Annotated in this window: 15 protein-coding genes and 1 other RNA gene; 12 read left to right on the forward strand and 4 right to left on the reverse strand. The window is 38.0% G+C overall.

All coding sequences use genetic code 11. From position 1 onward, the window contains the following. Positions 1-113: 113 nt before the first annotated feature. Positions 114-1,355, forward strand: coding sequence for a DEAD/DEAH box helicase (locus Sdiek1_RS02795; RefSeq protein ID WP_087437801.1), 1,242 nt, complete (start codon positions 114-116; stop codon positions 1,353-1,355). Between the two features lie 21 nt (positions 1,356-1,376). On the opposite strand, the gene Sdiek1_RS02800 is transcribed toward Sdiek1_RS02795, so the two are convergent. The 3 genes from Sdiek1_RS02800 to ssrA all read right to left on the reverse strand — a co-directional run bounded on the left by Sdiek1_RS02800 (position 1,377) and on the right by ssrA (position 4,983). Then, positions 1,377-2,717: a GntP family permease gene (locus Sdiek1_RS02800; protein ID WP_087437802.1), complete on the reverse strand. Its 1,341-nt coding sequence runs from the start codon at positions 2,715-2,717 to the stop codon at positions 1,377-1,379. Between the two features lie 136 nt (positions 2,718-2,853). After that, on the reverse strand, positions 2,854-4,476 hold the full coding sequence (locus Sdiek1_RS02805) for a YcaO-like family protein (RefSeq protein WP_087437803.1): 1,623 nt from the start codon (positions 4,474-4,476) through the stop codon (positions 2,854-2,856). A 131-nt stretch (positions 4,477-4,607) separates the two neighbouring features. Beyond that, positions 4,608-4,983, reverse strand: a transfer-messenger RNA (tmRNA) gene (gene ssrA, locus Sdiek1_RS02810). Positions 4,984-5,055: 72 nt separating this feature from the next. Between ssrA and Sdiek1_RS02815 the strand changes: the two genes are divergently transcribed. Continuing rightward, entirely contained in the window at positions 5,056-5,559 is a 504-nt protein-coding gene (locus Sdiek1_RS02815) for a hypothetical protein (RefSeq protein ID WP_238099121.1), read from the forward strand. 84 nt (positions 5,560-5,643) lie between these two features. Here the strand turns inward: Sdiek1_RS02815 and Sdiek1_RS02820 are convergent, their stop codons facing one another. After that, complete coding sequence (locus tag Sdiek1_RS02820) at positions 5,644-7,161, reverse strand: cache domain-containing protein (protein WP_087437804.1); 1,518 nt, start codon at positions 7,159-7,161, stop codon at positions 5,644-5,646. 164 nt (positions 7,162-7,325) lie between these two features. Between Sdiek1_RS02820 and Sdiek1_RS02825 the strand changes: the two genes are divergently transcribed. From Sdiek1_RS02825 to Sdiek1_RS02870, 10 genes are all read left to right on the forward strand, one after another. Then, on the forward strand, positions 7,326-8,000 hold the full coding sequence (locus tag Sdiek1_RS02825) for a response regulator transcription factor (protein ID WP_087437805.1): 675 nt from the start codon (positions 7,326-7,328) through the stop codon (positions 7,998-8,000). 135 nt (positions 8,001-8,135) lie between these two features. After that, on the forward strand, positions 8,136-9,125 hold the full coding sequence (locus Sdiek1_RS02830; protein WP_087437806.1) for a DctP family TRAP transporter solute-binding subunit: 990 nt from the start codon (positions 8,136-8,138) through the stop codon (positions 9,123-9,125). A gap of 157 nt (positions 9,126-9,282) precedes the next feature. After that, positions 9,283-10,605, forward strand: a complete 1,323-nt coding sequence (locus Sdiek1_RS02835; RefSeq protein WP_087437807.1) for an OprD family outer membrane porin — start codon at positions 9,283-9,285, stop codon at positions 10,603-10,605. 187 nt (positions 10,606-10,792) lie between these two features. After that, positions 10,793-12,073, forward strand: a complete 1,281-nt coding sequence (locus tag Sdiek1_RS02840; protein ID WP_087437808.1) for an OprD family outer membrane porin — start codon at positions 10,793-10,795, stop codon at positions 12,071-12,073. A 162-nt stretch (positions 12,074-12,235) separates the two neighbouring features. Then, on the forward strand, positions 12,236-13,354 hold the full coding sequence (locus Sdiek1_RS02845) for an ABC transporter substrate-binding protein (RefSeq protein ID WP_087437809.1): 1,119 nt from the start codon (positions 12,236-12,238) through the stop codon (positions 13,352-13,354). A gap of 101 nt (positions 13,355-13,455) precedes the next feature. Beyond that, complete coding sequence (locus Sdiek1_RS02850; protein WP_202819580.1) at positions 13,456-14,352, forward strand: branched-chain amino acid ABC transporter permease; 897 nt, start codon at positions 13,456-13,458, stop codon at positions 14,350-14,352. Positions 14,353-14,384: 32 nt separating this feature from the next. Further along, positions 14,385-15,395 carry a branched-chain amino acid ABC transporter permease gene (locus Sdiek1_RS02855; RefSeq protein WP_087437810.1) on the forward strand — a complete coding sequence of 337 codons (1,011 nt, stop codon included), beginning with the start codon at positions 14,385-14,387 and terminating at the stop codon, positions 15,393-15,395. Beyond that, entirely contained in the window at positions 15,392-16,165 is a 774-nt protein-coding gene (locus tag Sdiek1_RS02860; protein WP_087437811.1) for an ABC transporter ATP-binding protein, read from the forward strand. The genes Sdiek1_RS02855 and Sdiek1_RS02860 overlap by 4 nt, the downstream gene beginning before the upstream one ends. Continuing rightward, positions 16,152-16,847, forward strand: coding sequence for an ABC transporter ATP-binding protein (locus Sdiek1_RS02865; protein ID WP_087437812.1), 696 nt, complete (start codon positions 16,152-16,154; stop codon positions 16,845-16,847). The genes Sdiek1_RS02860 and Sdiek1_RS02865 overlap by 14 nt, the downstream gene beginning before the upstream one ends. Positions 16,848-17,179: 332 nt before the next feature. Next, positions 17,180-20,257: a cytochrome c biogenesis protein CcsA gene (locus Sdiek1_RS02870; protein WP_369688483.1), complete on the forward strand. Its 3,078-nt coding sequence runs from the start codon at positions 17,180-17,182 to the stop codon at positions 20,255-20,257. The last annotated feature ends 46 nt before the right edge of the window (positions 20,258-20,303 follow it).

Below are 20,303 nucleotides of genomic sequence, written 5' to 3' on the forward strand. Positions count from 1 at the left end.
GACGTATTATAACACCAAAAACTTACCCTAAACTGCTTTACATGTAATCCTTAAAACCTCCTCTAAAGTGAAACTATTCTACAATGACGAAAAGACTCAAAGGATGCCAAACCATGCCATTTTCTACGCTCAAACTCTGCCCACAAATTCTCCAAGCGCTTAGCGAAGTAGGACACGTCACGCCAACGCCGATTCAAGAAAAAGTGATACCTTTAGTGTTAGAGCACAAAGATGTATTGGCGCGAGCGCAGACGGGAAGTGGTAAAAGTGCTTCGTTTGTCCTTCCGATGTTAGAGCTTTGGAATGCGAGCAAAGGTGAGGGAAAAGCAAAGATCAAGGCATTGGTTTTAACGCCGACTAGAGAGCTTACCGTGCAAGTGGCAGAAGCGTTTGTCACCTTTGGAAAATTTTTACATGTAAAACCAAAAGTGGTCAGTGTCATTGGTGGTGAGAAGATCGGCGAGCAACTCTATGACATCCAACAAGGCTGCGACATTGTGGTCGCAACGTCGGGGCGACTGCTGGACATCATGAGCAAAAAGCAGATCGACCTTTCTCGTGTCGAGTTTTTTGTGCTCGATGAAGCGGATAAAATGCTTGATCTTGGGTTTGAGCAAGAGTTAAGTTCCATCCTTGAAGCCTTACCTGAAAAACGACAAAATCTTCTCTTTTCAGCGACGTACCCTGAAAAGATGCAGATGATAGCTTCCAAAATCACTCAAAGTGCGGTAGAAGTCAGCATTGAAGCCGAAGCACCAACGGTGGAGCGAATCCATCAACGTGCCATCGAGGTCAATAAAGAGAACCGAGCACCACTTCTGCGCCAGTTACTACGCGAAAACAAATGGGAGTTGGTGTTGGTGTTTATGGCAAATAAACGTGCCGCCGATAACATCGCCGTGAAATTTCGCAAACATGGCTTTTTAGCCGAATCCTTTCATGGTGATCTCATTCAAGAAGACAGAGCATGGACACTCAAGTCGTTTAAAGAGCGAAAAATTCGTGTTTTATTTGCCACCGACATCGCTTCGCGTGGGCTTGACATCGACGATGTGAGCTGTGTTATCAACTTTGATTTGCCTCGTGCAACGGAAGATTATATCCACCGCATCGGACGAACGGGACGTGCGGGCAAAGAGGGTGTAGCGATCTCGTTTATTGACCATGAAGACAAGGCACATTTTAATTTAATCGAAAAGCGTTGTGGAATCAAGCTTGAAACAGAGCAGATTAAAGGGTTTGAGCTCGAAGGGGAGGCACCTCAAAAAGAGAAGGGGAGTGCGCCCATCAAAGGCAAGCGCAAAAGTAAAAAAGATAAATTAAGAGAAGCGCAAAAAGAGGGTGCAAGCTCTTAGGAACTTGCACCATTAAGATTATTAGAGAAGAACGATAGACATCAGAAAAACAATACCAATAGTTACAAGACCTTGAACCAAGGTTGCCATCGTAAAGGCTTTGTATGCGGTTGGAACGTCCATTTGACTGAAACGTGAAACAACCCAGAAAAAGCTATCGTTGGCATGACTGACCGTAAGTGCGCCCGCACCAATCGCCATAACGGTTAAGACTTTTCCCATTTCGCTGTCAAGTCCTAAATTAGCAAGCAATGGATACATAATAGTCGAAGTGACTACGAGTGCTGTCGTTGAAGAGCCTTGCGCCGTTTTAAGGGCAGCGGAGATGATGAAAGGTACAAAGATACCAAGGCTAAGCGTTTGAAGTGTGAGTCCTAGGTAGTCGCCAATACCACTGGCTTTAAGAACGGCTCCCAGTGCTCCACCTGCACCTGTGATAATGAGAATCTCACCTGCATTTTTAACACCTTCACCAACCCATCCTGAAAGCGTCTCTTCGTTCCATTTTGGAAGTAAAAGACTGGCAAACAGTACACCAACAAAAAGCGCATTGGCAGGGTGACCTAAGAAAACAAAAAATTTATAGATAAACGTATCACTGGAATCTTTAAAGGCAAGCTTAGCGATACTCTCGATGGCCATTAAAAGGACGGGAATAAAAATAGGGGCAAACGATTTGAACGCACTTGGAAGTGTGCCATACTTGGCTTGGACTTCGATGTCTTTTTCCAAATCGATGTCCATGTCTTCACCACTTTGGTACAACGGTCCTCGTTTGATTGCCCAAAAATAACCTGCAAGCATTGTAAAGATAGCGACAAACAGACCCACAAGAATGACAAGACCAAGATTGCCTACCATCAAATTACCCGCTGCTGCGATGGGACCTGGTGTTGGAGGAACAAGCGTATGGGTGGCATAAAGTCCTGTTGCAAGGGCGACACTCATCGCCACACCCGAAACTTTAAGCTGTTTGACCATGGAGCGTTTGAGCGCGTTTAAGATGACAAAACCACTGTCACAAAAAACAGGAATCGAAACGATGTAGCCGATGATAGACATCGCTAGAATGGGGCGGTCTTTACCCACAATTTTCAGAACAACATTGGCCATTTTAATCGCAGCACCACTTTTTTCCAAGATGACACCGATGATGGTTCCAAGCACAATGACGATACCAATGTACGCCAAAATATTTCCAAAACCAGACGTTATAGTTTTAGCGATGTCGGCGTATTTCATCCCGACGCTAAACGCGATACCGTATGCTGCAACCAGCAAAGCGATAAAAGGGTGTAACTTCCACTTACTGGTTGAAAGCACGATAAAACCAATAGCTACTAGCAAAATGACTATGAGCATTCTGACTCCTTTTTTAGTTTTTTAATCTAATGTTTATCTTTAAATTAAAGCATGTCATTATAGTGTAAAAGGAGCCATTTTAAGACGAAAAAATTTAAAAAATTAACGTCTTTTATGATTTTACATGTAAAGATTTTTAAGCAACGATAGACGCCTTCTTAATTTCGAGTCTATCATACATATCGAGGATGTTTACATAGTGTTGGTGGAGGCTTACATCAATGAAGTAGACTTTACCATCTAAGATGTTCACTGCGTGTTCAACGTTTTCTTTACCAAAAATGTCCCATAGGGCACTTTCATATTCACTCCAGATAAGATTTTGTCCTCTTAACGAGAGAATTTCACACAGAAGTTTGCTCATAGGATTTTGACTAAAGCCAAGGAGCATGTGTGCCTCTTCGTAATTTTCCAAAAGGAGATTGACTTGTGCTTTAAGGTCAATCATCTGAAAATTTTGTTCGAAAATGACACCGATGTATTTCTCCATATTGAGTGAATCTTCAAGGGGCTCGATGGTTTCAAGTAAGACTTCGTGATTTTCCTCTTTAAAATTAAGGACAGCATGGCGGATAAACTTGCCGCTGTTTCGGTTTTGATACACCATATCGTCGATAGGATAAACCTCTGAGACACTTGGTACAATCATATGGCATGAGTAGAAGTCTAAATACGTGTATTCACGAAGGTAAATCTCTTTACCCATCGATTTGACGATGTTGCATAAAAAAGCATACTCCGCAGCACTTCCCTCATCTTTGTACTTCCATGGGGCGTACTCAAACATTTTGGAGGCATTTAAAAAGCCAAAGCCTATTTTCCCGTTGGAATCGATGAAGTGCGCTTCAAGGTTGAAGGTGTCACCCACAATGCTCATGTCAAACGTTGGCATCTCAAAAGCGTCAAGATTTTCAACACCTCTGCCTTGCATCAGCTCACTCATCGTTCGCTCTAGGCTCACTTCCAAAATAGGATGTGCGCCAAAAGAGACAAACAGTGTGCCATTGCGCGGGTTAATAAGCGAGATAGCTGTCACAGGAAATTTTCCACCCAAAGAGGCATCAAGCACTTCAACAATGAAGCCTGCTTTTCTAAGTTCAATCAAATCTGCATGAAGTTTAGGAAAAGTAGCGATAATCGCTTCGGGATATTTTGGAAGTGCGTAACCATTTTTGATGATTTCCATTTTGGCATAACGCTCAAAGATCTCGCTCAAAGCTTGTACTTTAGCCTCATCAGGTGTATTGCCACTCGCGAGTCCATTGCTGACATAAAGATTGCTGAGAATGTTTAAAGGAATGTACACGTGTTCATTGGCAAAAAAGCTTTGAAAAGGAAGAGCGACGATCTTATCTGTATAGTCGCTATTAAAATCAACTAAATCTTCATTGCTCAGCTCATTGGATGGGTTGTAGATAGTATATAAAGAAGGACTAAGGTACTCTCCACCAAATTCAAATACCTTTTGGTCTGGGTAGTACGCACGATTGGGAAGGTGAAAATCAATAAAACAGTTGTTGGTTTGAAGTCGTTCGATGTATTCACCAAGAGCACTGGCTTTAGATGCTCCAGAAAGAGTGCCTTTTCCGTTAGAATAAATATGATTGGGAGCTTCGATGGATGTAAGGTTGACAGAGTAGCAGTTTTTAAGGGGATGCTTTTCCGTTGCAAAGGTGATGCCACACCCAAGGTCACTTAAGATGGTTTCCATTTTTAAGATAGAGACTTCGAGGGGTGCGTTTTTTGAGAGTATATTCATAATGTAAAAATTCCTTTTGGGTGTAACGCAATGTGGTAAAAATGAGTAAAAGTTGAGTAGATTAGGAAGGTAACAGGGAGGAAATAGAAGTTATGAAAACTTCCATTTTGCCGAGTTAAAATCAATTCGAATGGTGGAGCTGTGGGGGATTGAACCCCAGTCCAAAAATAGCCACCTATGACGTCTACATGCTTAGATATTGTTGATAGTGTTTAATTTTGCTTCGTACAACAATCAGAAAACTACGCAAAACGAGCCTTTAACTTCGCTGCATGTAAAGGCGTTCATGCAGTATATCTATCATAGCTATGATACTTCTCAATCCTCCTTAGATAGCATTAAAGGGAGAAGCAGTCCTTATGTATTAAACTTATGCAGCTAGTGCGTAAGCAGGACGATAGTTACTGTTGTTAGCAGTTATTGATTGAAGGTTGTGTAACGGAAGACCCTCACTTCCGACATGCAGCCATAAGCTAAAACTACTCCTGTCGAAGCCATGTCAGCCCCATTCGGAAACAGATTTTACCATAATAAACAAGAAACTTTGCTATAATCCGCAAAAATGTAGAAGGATTTGTTTTGAAAAGATTGATATTGCCTCTTTGTGCCGCTCTCTTGTTTATGTTCATGCAAGGTTGCGCACCAAAATCACCGCCTCCAGCATCAACGCTTAAAACCTATAACACTGAAAAAGATACAACCAACCCAAAACTCACTAAGCTGGTTGGTAAAAATTACATCAAGGGTATTGTTCGCACTTTGAAACAAGAGGCGAATTCGTCATTATGGAATTATGAAATTGATGGTATTGATAAAACCAATGGAAAATTATCTTATGTAAACTTCGATCATAAATCCGTGCTTGCTAATGAAGGAGATCTTGTCTATGCTTCTTTTGATGGTATGCGTTTAACAGAGATGTTTGTAATCAAAGCAGTCAAAAATACTACCTATACACCGCCTTTAAAGAAAAAGAGCTCGGCTAAAAAGAGTAGTAGTGATGATGATGGCGGCGCTGGTAAACGTAATAAATCACATCAAGTGATTGGTGTTCCACAAGAAGAGTCTATTAAATTAAATTAATTTTACTTTTGTTAACCGATCGTTTACTTTGAGTTTCTATACTTCTCTTAGCGAATTTCATATTTTCTTCTGAATTATGGAGACTCAAAGGGGCGATCCGCCAAGCGCCTCTTTGAAACCTTTTTCTAACTCTATCGTAAAAATAGCTCCCCCATTTTCATTCTTCACTTCAAGTTTACCTTTCATACTTTTTTCGATGATAAGTTTTGACATATAAAGCCCAATGCCTGTACCTTCATTTTGTTCTTTACTACTAATATAGGGTTCAAAAATCTTTTCAATAGGCTTTATTTTAATGCCACCACCATTATCTTGGATAATCAAACGTACCACATTTTCATCGCTCTCTAAGCTAATAGTAATCTTCCCCCCTTGTTGTCCTGAAGCAAGGATGGCATCTTTCGCATTGGAAAGTAAATTTAAAACAACTTGTTCATACTCATTTTTGTATCCCACAATATACTCATCATGTGGAATGTTAACTTCGACAGTAATCTCTTGATTTGTAATAGACATACCAATAATCCTCAAGACTTCATCAACAGATACTTGTATGCTAAATGTTTTTTTATCTTTATTGGGCATAAAGAAGTTACGAAAGTCGTCAATGGTATGTGACATATATTCGACGATGTTTTCTGCCTCAATACATTTAATTTCCATGGCGGTTTTATCGAGCTTGTCCATGTTGTATTTGAGTTTGAGTGTCATCAAGAGCGCTGAGAGCTGAGAGAGAGGTTGTCTCCATTGGTGAGCGATGTTGCTGATCATCTCTCCTAGTGCTATAAATTTAGATTTTTGGATCAAAAGCTGTTCTTGTTCTCGGTTTTTTTGAATCTCCTCGCTGACGCGGCTTTCCAGTGTACGATTAAGGTTTTCAAGCTCAAGTGTTTTTTGCTGAACCTGTTTGTGGTAGGTTTGCAAAAAGCGTTCAATGCGTTTTCCTAGCATGACAGCGAAAGTATTTGCAATAAGAGCAAAGAGCAAGAAAATAATAATAGCTGAAGTCACTTCGAGTTTCATTTTCTTTTGAAAATCAGCCTTAGCAACGCCTATCTCCTTTTCAATATCATCCGTATAGGCGCCCGCCGCGATAATGAGATTCCATTTTGGGTAGAGTTTGAAATAAGAGACTTTTGGACGTATGATGTTGCTCTCAGGTTTTTTGTACATGTAATTGACAAAAGAGTATCCTTTTTCATGAATATCTTGGAGAAAAATTTTGCGAAAAGCTTTTCCGTTTTCATCCGTATAGGCATCAGAGATATATTCGCCTTCTATATCGGGACGATTAGGATTGATGAGCATTTTGGCAAATTTATTACCACCCTCAATCTGTTCAACTTGATAGACAAAAATATAGTTATGCTCTTCCCCGCCATAACGAATATGACGTATCCAGTCATAGACCTCTAATTTGAGTGCTTCTTCTTCTTTGGTGGAGGTCAATGGTTTTCTTTGTGTTTTGAACTCTATAAATTCAATAATTGCATCGACTTCACGTTTTAAAACATTGCGCTTATTTTCAACAAACGTTTTCTTGCTGTCTTCAATTTGTGCGGAAAGAATTTCGTACTGTTTGGTGATAAAAAAAATAGCCATTAAACAACATTAAAGAGCTGATGATAAAGATGTTACTAAAGATGATGATCGTAGAGATATTGCTCTCTTTGATAATTTTCATAAAAAACTCCCATAGCGACTGCTATAATAATGAAAAGAAAAAGAATCATAGTGATTCTTTGGAGAAATGTAAAGGGTGTTTGATGGATGAAAAGATGCTGAAAAAGCTTGCTCAATATAGAGTTTTGTATGCAGAAGACGAAGTTGGGGTCAGAAAAAATGTCAATGAACTGTTGAGTCTTCTTTTTAAAGAGGTCTATTTGGCAAATGACGGAGAAGAAGCGTATAAACTTTTTTTACAGCACAAACCTGATCTTATTATTACTGATATAAAAATGCCACATTTAAGTGGTATCGAACTGACAAAAAAGATTCGAGAGAGCGATAGCAAAGCGCATGTTATTATTATTACGGCGTACACAGAAGTTGATTTTATGTTGGAAGCCATTGAACTCTCACTCCTTCGTTACATTGTTAAACCCATTACAGAGACGAAACTTTTTGATGCACTGGAAAAGTTTTTGCAGTCTAAAGACAAAGCGCATCTTCAAGAAATAGCCGTTGAGTGGTACTATGATTCAATGCAAAAAATGATTACACATAAAAATGAGATTTACGAATTAACCAAAAAAGAGGCAAAGCTTATTGAGTTGTTGTTGGAAAAAGATTCGATTATTACCTACGAAGAGATTGAACAATATTTGTGGGAGAGTGAATATATGAGTCTTAATGCCCTTCGCTTGATGATTAAAAACTTAAGAAAAAAATTGCCTGAGGGAACATTGAAAAATATTCAAGGGATAGGATACAGACTCTAAAATTAAACCTTTAAAATAGCGTTACAAAAAGAAGCTTTTAAGAGCATAGTGATAGAGCTTTTACGGTTTACATGTAAAGAGAGTTATTTTTCATCTATAATCAAATTTACACCTAAATCTTTATAAGGAATCAGCATGTTCATTTTCTTTAAAGGGTTAATTTTCATAACGTTTTGTATCTCTTCTTCCATCGCAGCAGAATATACAATCAAACTCACGCATGTTGTAAGCCCCAATACACCCAAAGGGAAAGGCGCTGATTTTTTAGCTAAAAGAGTAAGCGAGCTCACACACGGTAGAGTAGAAGTCATTGTCTATCCCAATTCACAGCTTTATGGCGATGGTGAAGAGATAAAAGCTCTGAAACTAGGTAATGTCCACATTGCTATGCCTAGCTTCTCAAAATTTACCAGTATGGTACCCGAAATGCAACTTTTTGATTTACCATTTTTGTTCAGAGATGCAAGCCATGTCCATACGGTGTTGGATGGAGAAGTAGGACAAATCATCAAAGATAAAGTAACGGCTAAAGGTTTTGTTGCAATTGATTATTGGGATGCTGGTTTCAAACATTTCTCCTCCAGTAAAAAGGCGATTTTAATGCCTCATGATGCGCAAGGGCAAAAATTAAGAATTATGAAATCACATGTACTCGAATCTCAATGCAATGTCATGGGTGCTATTCCTGTCATTCTGCCTTTTGCTTCAGTCTATTCTGCCCTCCGTCAAGGAAGTGTCGATGGAGCTGAAAATCCACTTTCTAACTTTTACACAAAGAATTTTTACGAAGTACAAACGGACTTAACACTCTCATCGCATGGTTATCTTGGGTATCTTGTTATTATGAGCGAGAGTTTTTGGAGAAAATTTCCAACTGATCTCAAGCCCATGATACTGCAAGCCGTGAAAGAAGCGACAGCATATGAGCGTAAACTTGTGGCGCAAGATGATGAAGAGACCTTGGAAAAGTTAAAAATGTATGCCAAAACGTCTGATCATTTTAAAATTCATACGTTGAGTGCAGAACAAAAAGAAATATGGCAAAAAACGATGGAGGCACTTTATCCACAGTTTTATGGTGTCATTGGTGAAGATCTTATTAAAAAAGTGCAAGTAATAAGATAAGTAAAATATACTTTACATATCGTTTAAAAGTTATTTTTTTCGATAACAATTTGATAACAAAAAGCGAATGAGTAGGGTGTTTGTTGAAAGATTTATTGTAATTTATTATTTTTTGTGATAGACTTGTCTCGCCTTAAAAAAAATTCAAGGAGATAATATGAAATTAGCTAAACTTAGCTTGGCGGCTATCGTAGTTGCTGGATTAGCATCTAGCTCATTTGCAGAGAGTACAACTCTTGCAGATGCATTTAAAAACGGAAAAGTAAACGGCGAATTAAGAGCTTGGTACTTTGACAGAGACAATGGCACATCAACTGAAAATATTTTCAATACAGGTGTAAGCCTTGGTTATGTAACAGACTCACTTTATGGTTTAAGTCTTGGTCTCACAATGCAATCAAACTATTCTCCATTTGCAAATGATGCTGAGAAAACAATGTATACTTCTGATATGTATGGTTCAGGCGCAGTTCTTTCTGAAGCATATGTAGCCTATACAATTGGTAAAACAACGGCTAAAATTGGTCGTCAATACATCGCTACACCTCTTGTAAATGGTTCTGGCTCACGTATGATTAAAGAATCATTTGAAGGTGCAGTTGTTGTTAACACAGACCTTCCGTCAACAACAGTATTTGGTGGTTATGCTGATAAATTCCAAGGCAGAACAACAAATATTGATAAAAGTTTAACAGATAAGACTACAAGTGATATCGGTGAATTCAAAAAAACAGCAGTATTCTATGGTGCAGGTACTACTGGAGGATCAAATGTTTTTGGATTTGACGGAGCCTACACTATTGGTGCAATCAATAAATCTATTTCAAACTTAACATTAACAGCTCAATATTTATATGTTAATGATGTTAGTAAACTTGATGGCACTGTACTTGGTGATGCAAATGGTTTCTATGGCGAGGGTAACTATGTAGTGCCTTTAAGCAATATGAAAGTAATCTTAGATGCAGGCTATCGTGGTTCAAGAACAACGAGCCTTCTAGATACTGCACATCTTGAAGGTGATTTGTATCAAGCACGTGTTGGCTTTAAAGAGCTAGCAGGATTTGGTGCATCTTTTGCATATAGTACCGTATCAAGTGACCAAAGTGTTCTCTTGGGTGCAGGTAATGGCCCAACAACTTATACTGCTCCACTGATCAAGGCTGCTGAAGTTACTTCAGGTGCAAATACAGATGCATACAAAGTTGAAGCAACTTATGATTTCAGCAAAGTAGGTGTTGTAGGTCTTAAGGTATTAGGACAATATGTATATGTTGATCAAGATGCTGTAACAGGTGTTGTATACAATGGTGTGGCTGCTAAAACAAAAAATAAATTTTGGGAAGGACAAGTTTCATATGACATCCCAAATCTTAAAGGTTTAACACTATCTCTTGAGTATGAAAATGCTACAAAAGAAGTCGCAAATGCTGATGTAGATTCAAATGAAATGAGATTTAGAGCTAACTACAAATTCTAATTTGTACCTCTCTTAAATCTATAAAACAGTGGCGATTTTCGCCACTGTCCCTTTTAAAATCTTCTTTTACCTCTTAAATTTCTAAAAAGCTTATTTTTTCATCACACGTTTTATTTTATTTTACTATTTTTTTGTGTATACTTCGCCTTGTAACCAAATGGTAATCAAACATTTTCAAGGAGAAAATATGAAATTAGCTAAACTTAGCTTGGCGGCTATCGTTGTTGCTGGACTCGCATCTAGCTCATTCGCAGCAGACACACTTGCTGACGCGTTTAAAAATGGAACAGTAAATGGTGAGCTTAAAGCTTATTACTTTCAAAGTGATAATGGTAAATCCACAGAAGATATTTTTACAACAGGTGTTATGCTTGGTTATAAAACAGCATCTCTTTATGGCTTGAGTTTAGGTGTAACATTCCAAGGTAGCTCATCTCCATTTGCTGATGATGGTGGAAAAGATAGATATAAATATACTATGTATGGTCCTGGCGCTTCTTTATCTGAAGCATATATCGCTTACAATATCGGTAAAACAACAGCAATGGTCGGTCGTATGTTCTTAGACACTCCACTTGTTGCTTCTTCTAGTTCAAGAATCATTAAAGATTCTTTTGAAGGTGCTGCTGTTATCAATACAGATTTACCAAATACAACATTAATTGCCGGCTATGTTCAAAAAGGCCAAGATAGAACAGATTATAATGATAGTATTGGTAAATTTCAGAAAAAATTTGCAACAGGTTCTCTTTCATACGGAGAGTTACCTGTAAATGCTGAAGATGGTGCATATACTCTTGCTGCTATCAATAAATCAGTTTCAGGTCTTACTTTAACAGCTGCATATGCTTATGCAAATGACATTGCCCAATTAGCTTACGCAGAAGCACTTTATGAAGGTAAAGCCGGTGAAATTGGATATACTTTGGGTGGTCAATTTTATTATAATAAAATCGATAATGCATTAACAAATCTAGCCAATACATTAGCAGTAACTCCGTTTGCTGATGATAGTATTACAAGTTATGCGCTTAAAGCAGGACTTAGCTTCAAAGGCATCAATGGTACAGTTGCTTATTCTCAAACTAGCGATGATGATGTTGCAACAGGTGTAGTAAATGGCTCATCAACAGATAAAGGACTACATAGAAGTGAGCTTGTTTCAGGCTTAGGAAATGGTGCTGATCTTCTTTATACAGATGCAGTCATCGCCTCTCCTGGTTACACAAGAGATACAAAAGCGTATCTTATTGATTTAAATTATGATGTAACAGCGGCTGCTAACGTTGGTGTGCGTTATGTTCTTGCAGATGACAATTATCTTGATGCAAAATATTCTTACAGCAGTGTTTATGGTAGCTACAAATTTGAATCTCTAAAAGGCTTCAGCCTTGGCGCACAATACGAACACCAAGGTAAAGATGCAGATGGTGACGACCTTTGGGTTAAAGCTAACTACAAATTCTAATTTCTGCCTTTTTATTCCACCCCTTTTTGGGGTGGAACTCTTCTCTTCCTTTTTTTAATATTTCTTATCTGCATATTTTTTATACAACATCTCCCAAACTTTACATTCAATCTTAAGTAACTTTTTTGTACTATATTTCTATTACTACACTAAGGAGTATTCATGAGAAAACTAGCTCTACTAGCTACATCTGTTGCGCTTTTAGCATCGTCTTCTTTTGCTAAAGACGTCAGTGTTGGTGTCGCCATGTCAATGAGTGGACCACTCGCGGCATACGGTCAAACTGCCTATGAAGGTATTGAGTTTGCAAATTCATTGCAACCAAAACTTAAAAATGGGGATACCATTAAATTGGTGCTCATTGATACTAAAGGTGACAAAGTTGAGTCAGCAAATGCTGCAACGAGACTGATCAGTTCTGACAAGGTTGTGGGAATTCTTGGAGAACTCACCAGTACAAATACAGCGCAAGTTATGGCAATTGCTGAGAAAAAACAGATTCCTGTTATCTCTCCTGTTGCAACCAATGACAAACTTACTGAGCAAAAAGAGTTTGCAAATCGTGTTTGTTTTACTGACTCGTTCCAAGGTGCAGTTGTTGCAAACTACGCAACAAAAGATCTTAAACTTAAAACTGCTGTTGTTGTTGTTGATCAAGCGCAAGTTTATTCACTAGGTCTTGCAAAAGCATTTACGGATGCTTTTAAAAAGGCTGGTGGTAAAGTCATTAAAGAGATTAAAGTTAGCTCAGGTGATAAAGACTTTAAAGCTGTTGTTTCTCAAATCAAAGCAGCAAATCCTGATATGTTGTTCTTACCAATGTATCACCCAGAGGTTTCTATGATCGCTCGTCAAGCAAAACAAATTGGACTTGTTAAACCAATGTTCTCAGGTGATGGTGTTGCTAATCAGACCTTTATTGACTTAGGTGGTGATGCGGTTGAGGGTTACATGTTTACAGACTTCTTTGACTATGCTGCGCCTCCAACACAACGTTCAAAAGATTTTATTGCAGCTTATGCTCAAAAAACAGGTAAACAAGAGGTCAACTCTTTCGTTGCACTTGGTGCAGATGCCTATAATGTTATGATTGATGCAATGAATCGTTGTGCCAATCCAGAAGACAGTGTATGCGTTAACAAAGAGATTAAATCTACCTCTAACTTTGAAGGGGTCTCTGGTGTTATCAACATGGATAAAACTGGCAACTCTACACGTTCAGCCGTTATCAAAGTGGTTCAAAATGGTAAAGCTGTTTATAAAGCAACTGTAAATCCATAATCTTTTATCTCTCTTTACATGTAAAAGTGTAAAGAGAGATTTTAGAGCAATTTCCACTCGAAACAGTGGGTATTGCTCTAAAATATTTTAGGAGAATCTATTTGGATTTAACAATGTTTATGCAACAGATGGTCAATGGCTTTAGCCTTGGCAGTATGTACGCGCTCATTGCCATTGGTTATACAATGGTCTATGGAGTCTTAAGGCTTATCAATTTTGCGCATGGCGATATTATGATGGTGGGTGGATTTTTAGGGTATTTTGGCATTGCTGTTCTTGGTCTTCCTTTTGGGGCAGCAGTCCTTTTAGCTATTGTGGGCTCAGCGATCTTAGGTATGGCGAGTGATTTCATTGCCTATCGACCGTTGCGTAGTGCGCCAAAAATCTCACTTTTAATTACAGCAATTGGTGTCAGCTTTTTTCTCGAAAATGCTTTTAACGTCTTTTTTGGTGGCGTTCCTAGAGCTTTCCCCGTGCCTGCTTACCTCGAAGAAATTGTTGACATTATGGGTTTAACGATGCCGGTTTCTGCAATTATTGTGCCTATTATTACTGCTTTCTTATTGGCTGCTATTCTATGGGTACTTTTTAAAACTAAATACGGTATGGCTATTCGTGCGCTAGCTTTTGATGTTGGAACGGTCAATCTTATGGGAATTGATGCAAACCGCATCATTACGCTTGTATTTGGTATGGGCTCAGCACTTGCTGCTGTTGGGGGTATCTTTTGGGCAGTTAATTACCCTTCTGTTGAACCAATGATGGGTGTCCTTGTAGGTTTAAAAGCCTTTGCCGCAGCTGTTGTTGGTGGCATTGGAAGTGTCGGTGGTGCTGTTCTTGGTGGATTGATTATTGGCTTTACAGAAGTCGTTGTTATTGCTTTTTTCCCAGAATTGGGCGGTTATAAAGATGCTTTTGCTTTTATCTTTTTAATTCTCATCCTTCTGTTTAAACCCACAGGAATTTTGGGTATTGATTTTGAAAAAAGTAGGTTTTAATATGAACAGCCTTATCCTAAAAAAAAGAGCTATTGATCAAGCTCACTATAGTTGCATTAACACTATGGTTTATTTGGTTTTCCAACACACACTTTGATGAATACACCGTAAGAATTTTAAATAATATTGCTATTTTTGTTATTTTAGCGGTGAGCTACAATCTTATTAACGGTGTAACCGGTCAGTTTTCTCTTGAGCCTAATGGCTTTGTTGCCATCGGGGCCTATGTAACAGCACTTTTACTGGTAAGCCCTGAGTCGAAACAGTATCAATATGCCATTGTTGATCCTTATCCGTTTATATTAACACTGCATGCTAACTTTGTCGTAGCACTTTTATTGGGTGGTATATTTTCAGCCATACTGGCAGCATGTCTCTCTTTCCCTGTGTTTAGAGTACGTGGAGATTACCTTGCAATCGTAACACTTGGCTTTGGATTTATTATTAAAATCTTAGCGATTAATGTACCAGAAGCGACGAATGGTTCTCTTGGGCTTAATGACATTCCAGAATTTTCTAATCTTTACTGGACAGGTGGCATTGCAATGATTGCTGTTATTGTTGTGCTCAATATCATCAATTCTAAATTTGGTCGTGCAATGAAAGCGGTTCGTGATGATGAAGATGCTGCCATTGCAATGGGTGTGAATACCTTTAAAGCCAAAACATTGGCGTTTTGTACAAGTGCCTTCTTTGAAGGAGTCGGTGGTGGACTTCTAGCAGCACTCTTAACAAGTATTTCCCCTGATCTTTTTGACTTTTTCTTTACTTTCCAGTTACTTATTATTATTGTTTTGGGTGGTCTTGGTAGTACGACAGGCGCAATTATTGGTACTGTTTTAGTGATGGGTGGAAGTGAATGGATGCGTTTCTTGGATGAGCCAATACATCTCTTTGGTTACAATGCCCCTGCAATGCCGGGTATGCGTATGGTTGTTTTTTCTCTTGGCCTTATTTTGATCATGCTCTTTGCACGAGAAGGCATTATGGGCAAACGAGAACTAACAGACTTTTTTAAACCGCGTAAAAAGGGTGACAAATGATCTTGAAAATTGACAATGTCACTAAAAATTTTGGTGGTGTCACAGCCATAAAAGAGACCAGTTTTAGCGTTGCGCCTAAAGAAATTTTTGGACTAATTGGACCCAATGGTGCAGGTAAAACCACGATGTTTAATATCATTACGGGTAATTATACACCGACATCAGGAGAGGTTATTTTCAGAAATGAAGCCATTAGTGGTTTAAAACCTCACCATATTGTACGAAAAGGTATTGCAAGAACGTTCCAAAATATTAGACTTTTTTCAAGCATGAGTGTTTTGGATAATATATTAATCGGCTTTGATTTCCAAGCACGTTATGGATTTTTAGAATCGATTTTGCGTTTCCCTCGTTTTATTGGGGAAGAAAAGCGTATTAAAACACGTTCAATGGAAATTTTAGACTACTTTGGCATGAGCTCTTATGCCCATGATAAAGCGGTTGATTTGAGCTATGGCCAACAACGTAAAGTTGAAATAGCACGCGCTCTTGCAACCAATCCTGATCTTTTACTGCTTGATGAACCAGCTGCTGGTATGAATCCATCAGAGACAGAAGAGTTGGGTGAGATTATTAAAAAGGCTCGAGTTGATTTTGATTTGACGGTTCTTTTGATTGAACATGATATGAAATTTGTCAATCAATTGTGCGATAAAGTTTTAGTTTTAGATTATGGTAAAACTATTTTTGAGGGCAAACCCGCAGATGCGATACAAGACCCTGAAGTGATATCTGCGTATTTAGGAGATTTTCTTAATGATCAGTGTTAAAAATTTACATGTCTATTATGGACTCATTGAAGCTGTTAAGGGAATTGATTTTGAAGTCAAAGAGGGACAAATTGTCTCTTTGATTGGCTCAAATGGTGCAGGAAAAAGTTCAACACTCAAAGCACTTCTTAACAGTGTTAAAAAAACGGGGGATATCAATTTCTTAGGTTACGATACCCATAACCATAAAACACACACGCTGGTACAACATGGTTTATCTCTCGTTCCAGAGGGAAGAAAGATTTTTATTAATTTGACAGTAGAAGAGAACCTTCGTATGGGGGCATTTAATAACGATGAAAATTTTGATCATCTTAGAGATGCTATGTATGAGCTTTTCCCGCGTATCAAAGATAAACGCTATCAACTAGCAGGGACAATGAGCGGGGGTGAGCAACAAATGTTAGCGATTTCACGTGCCTTAATGGGTGAACCGAAGCTCTTAATGCTTGATGAACCAAGCCTTGGACTTGCGCCTAAAATTGTTGGTGAAGTTTTTGAGATCATTACACGATTACGTAATGAGGGAATCACCATTCTTTTAGTTGAGCAAAATGCTTTTGCTGCTCTCAAAATTTCAGATTATGCCTATGTTTTAGAGAATGGTAAAATTGTTATGAATGGCGTTGCATCTGCAATGATTGGTGATGATACTATTCGTAAAAAATATCTCGGTGGATAAAAAATTCACATCTTCTGTTTACATGTAAATCTCTCTTAGCGGAGGTTTACATTTCTATTAAACTCTTCTATAAAAACTCACCCCGTTAGAGCAAACAAGTACAAATGATTTTAGTGCGATATTTTACTTATAGAATGAAAAAAAGGGTATCAAAGTGTATTTTTTTTGTTTTTTCTAAATTAAATAACGCTGTGCAAGGGACATGTATGATTTATAAATTATTTACTCTAAAAAGGTAACATAACTTAATTTTTCCAGATAAGGGAGTTTTATGGATTTTGTATTGAAGCAGATTTTTTCGATGAAATCGGCTATCATCCTGATGGTGCTTTTTGGACTTTTTTTGTGGTGTAGCAACGTTTATTGAAAATGATTTTGGTGTCGAGACGAGTTGGGCACTGATCTATACTGCATGGTGGTTTGAACTGATTCAAGTTGCTTTAGCACTTATTTTAATCTCTAATATTATTCGATATAAACTCTACAAACTCGATAAATTACCTGCATTTTTATTTCATATTAGTTTTATTTTTATTCTTATTGGTTCTGGGATCACGCGCTATTATGGCTTTGAGGGAACTTTACATGTAAGAAATGGTATGCAAGAGGATAAAGTTTTATCAAGTAGTACTTTTATTCAAGTTAGTGCTTTAAAAGACACTAAAACTTATAGCTATAGTCATCCACAGCTTATTTCTCGTGCAGGTGGTAATGGCTTTTCATTCTCATTTGATGTAGGTGGCGACAAAGCAGAAGTAAAATTTAAACAATATCTACCCAATGCTACTGCAAAAGTTGTTGATGATCCACAAGGTGTTCCAATGATTTCAATGATGCTCAGTGGGTATGGCGAAAGTCTCAATGTTGTTTTAAAAGAGGGCGATACTTACGAGTCAAGTGAATATATTTTTAGTTTTAATGCCCAAGTTCCTCAAACCAAGAAGACTATTATCCAATTTACATTGGAAGATGGGAAATTTTATTTTTACTCCAAAGAAAAAATTGCATGGTTTAAAATGGCTGAAAACAAGCGTGGGGAATACGCAGCCGATAATAAGCAAGATTTTGTAACAGGGCAGCTTTATACCATTGGAAATGTGAATTTTGCACCACGTTATATTGGTCTTAAAGGGCAAGAAAAAGTTGTTGAAGATAAAAATCCTATGATAAAAGCAAGTGGCGTATCTGCAATTATCGTCGATGCAAAATATAAAGGCGAAACAAAAGAAATTGCTATGTTTGGACAAGGGAAAGGGAGTGAAGGTGAGCCAACTAAGATCATGATCTCAGGTGTTCCTTTCATCTTTGAGTGGGGTGCACAAATTTTTACACTGCCTTTTGCTATCCAACTTAATGAATTTCAATTGGATCGTTATGCTGGATCAATGTCTCCAATGTCTTATGCAAGTGAGGTTGAAGTGGTTGACAGTGAAAAAGGGGTTCATGTACCCTTTCGTATCTATATGAATCATGTATTGGATTATCGAGGCTTCCGTTTTTTCCAAAGTTCGTACGATAAAGATGAAAAAGGAACAATTTTGTCCGTAAATAATGATCCTGGAAAGTTACCAACTTATTTTGGATACCTTCTTTTAGGGATTGGACTTTTCTTTAACTTGCTCAATCCAAAAAGTCGTTTCCGTAAACTTGCAGGCATGGTACAAAAAGATATGACTAAGATAAAATCTATCTTGGTGGCACTTGTCTCCATCATTGCTTTGAGCCAAGGATCTGCACTACACGCCTATACTACGGAAGAGTATATAGGATTTTTAAAACAGTACGATGTAAAACATGCTGATAAGTTTGGACGCGTCTTAGTCCAAAGTGTCGATGGAAGAATTAAGCCGATAGATACAATTTCGACGGAACTGCTCAATAAAATTTATGGTGGCTCCTCCTATGAAAGGCTAAGTGCAAATCAAGTTGCCCTGAGCATGATGAGTTCTCCGAGTGAATGGCAAGGTCTACCTATTATCAAAGTATTTCATCCTGAACTAAAAAAAATTATTGGTATTCCTGAAAATCAAAAATATGCCTCTTTCAATGATTTTTTTGAAAAAGAGGGTGATCATGCTTATAAGTTAACCAAATATTCTGAAGAAGCTAATCGTAAAAAACCAGCGCTTCGTAACCAATTTGATAAAGATATACTCAAAGTAGATGAGCGTGTTAACATTTGTTATATGGTTTATACTGGCGAAGTCTTTAAAATGATTCCTAAACAAAACGACATCAACAAAAAATGGTTTGCACCTCAAGAAGCGGTTATGAACTTTTCCAAACAAGAAGGTGATGAAGTGAGAGCACTTCTTGGTGGATATTTTGATTCTATTAGCGAAGGGTTGGAAAAAGGAAATTGGGAAAATGCCAACAAAGCTATTGATAAACTTCAATCGTATCAAGAGCAGTATGGTTCTGAAATTATCCCAAGTGATAGTCGTATTAAAGCAGAAATTTTCTTTAACCATGCGAAAATATTTGCACGATTGACCCCTGTGTATCTTCTCAGTGGCTTAGTCTTACTCTGTTTTATTTTTGCAAAAATGGTCAAATCATCTTTAAATATCAAATTGGCAACAAAAATTGTTTTGACCATTAATTTTGTTGCTTTTTTAGCTCATACGGGTGGACTTGGGCTCAGATGGTATATCTCAACGCATGCCCCTTGGAGTGATGGTTATGAATCAATGATCTACATTGCCTGGGCAATAGCACTTGCGGGTATCTTCTTTTCTCGCCAGTCTGTGGTTTCTCTTGCATTGACATCCATTCTTGCTGGAGTAACGCTTTTTGTGGCACACCTTAGTTGGATGGATCCACAAATTACCAATCTAGTACCTGTTCTAAAATCTTACTGGCTTAATATCCATGTTTCGGTGATTACAGCAAGTTATGGATTCTTAGGACTATGTGCGCTTCTAGGCTTTTTTACATTGATCTTATTTATTATAAGAAGCACAAAGCAAACCAAACGTAATGTCGAAATTGAACGCAATATTATTGAAGCAACACGTATTAATGAAATGGCAATGATTCTAGGACTGAGCCTTTTAACCATTGGTAACTTCTTAGGAGGGGTTTGGGCCAATGAATCGTGGGGTAGATATTGGGGATGGGATCCAAAAGAGACGTGGGCTTTAGTTTCAATTCTCTTTTATGCAGCTGTGGTGCATTTAAGATTTATTCCCAAATTTAATACACCTTTTGCGTTTGCAGTTGCTTCAACGATTACTTTTTCTTCCATTATTATGACTTATTTTGGCGTTAATTTTTATCTTTCAGGTATGCATTCTTACGCTGCAGGTGACCCAATTCCTGTGCCATCTTTTGTCTATTATACCGTTGCCATTGTTGCTCTTGTTATTGCTCTGGCGTATCCTAAACGGGGCATCTCTAAAACCTTATAAATACAAAGAGGGATATTAATCCCTCTTTTAAGTTTGTGCTATAATA

The organism is Sulfurospirillum diekertiae, assembly GCF_002162315.1.
Classification (GTDB): domain Bacteria; phylum Campylobacterota; class Campylobacteria; order Campylobacterales; family Sulfurospirillaceae; genus Sulfurospirillum.

Excerpts from the sequence above, each read along its gene's own strand:
- Sdiek1_RS02795 (WP_087437801.1), top strand. The coding sequence starts at position 114 with ATGCCATTTTCTACGCTCAAACTCTGCCCACAAATTCTCCAAGCGCTT.
- Sdiek1_RS02800 (WP_087437802.1), bottom strand. The coding sequence starts at position 2,717 with ATGCTCATAGTCATTTTGCTAGTAGCTATTGGTTTTATCGTGCTTTCA.
- Sdiek1_RS02805 (WP_087437803.1), bottom strand. The coding sequence starts at position 4,476 with ATGAATATACTCTCAAAAAACGCACCCCTCGAAGTCTCTATCTTAAAA.
- Sdiek1_RS02820 (WP_087437804.1), bottom strand. The coding sequence starts at position 7,161 with ATGGCTATTTTTTTTATCACCAAACAGTACGAAATTCTTTCCGCACAA.
- Sdiek1_RS02825 (WP_087437805.1), top strand. The coding sequence starts at position 7,326 with ATGGATGAAAAGATGCTGAAAAAGCTTGCTCAATATAGAGTTTTGTAT.
- Sdiek1_RS02830 (WP_087437806.1), top strand. The coding sequence starts at position 8,136 with ATGTTCATTTTCTTTAAAGGGTTAATTTTCATAACGTTTTGTATCTCT.
- Sdiek1_RS02835 (WP_087437807.1), top strand. The coding sequence starts at position 9,283 with ATGAAATTAGCTAAACTTAGCTTGGCGGCTATCGTAGTTGCTGGATTA.
- Sdiek1_RS02840 (WP_087437808.1), top strand. The coding sequence starts at position 10,793 with ATGAAATTAGCTAAACTTAGCTTGGCGGCTATCGTTGTTGCTGGACTC.
- Sdiek1_RS02845 (WP_087437809.1), top strand. The coding sequence starts at position 12,236 with ATGAGAAAACTAGCTCTACTAGCTACATCTGTTGCGCTTTTAGCATCG.
- Sdiek1_RS02860 (WP_087437811.1), top strand. The coding sequence starts at position 15,392 with ATGATCTTGAAAATTGACAATGTCACTAAAAATTTTGGTGGTGTCACA.
- Sdiek1_RS02865 (WP_087437812.1), top strand. The coding sequence starts at position 16,152 with ATGATCAGTGTTAAAAATTTACATGTCTATTATGGACTCATTGAAGCT.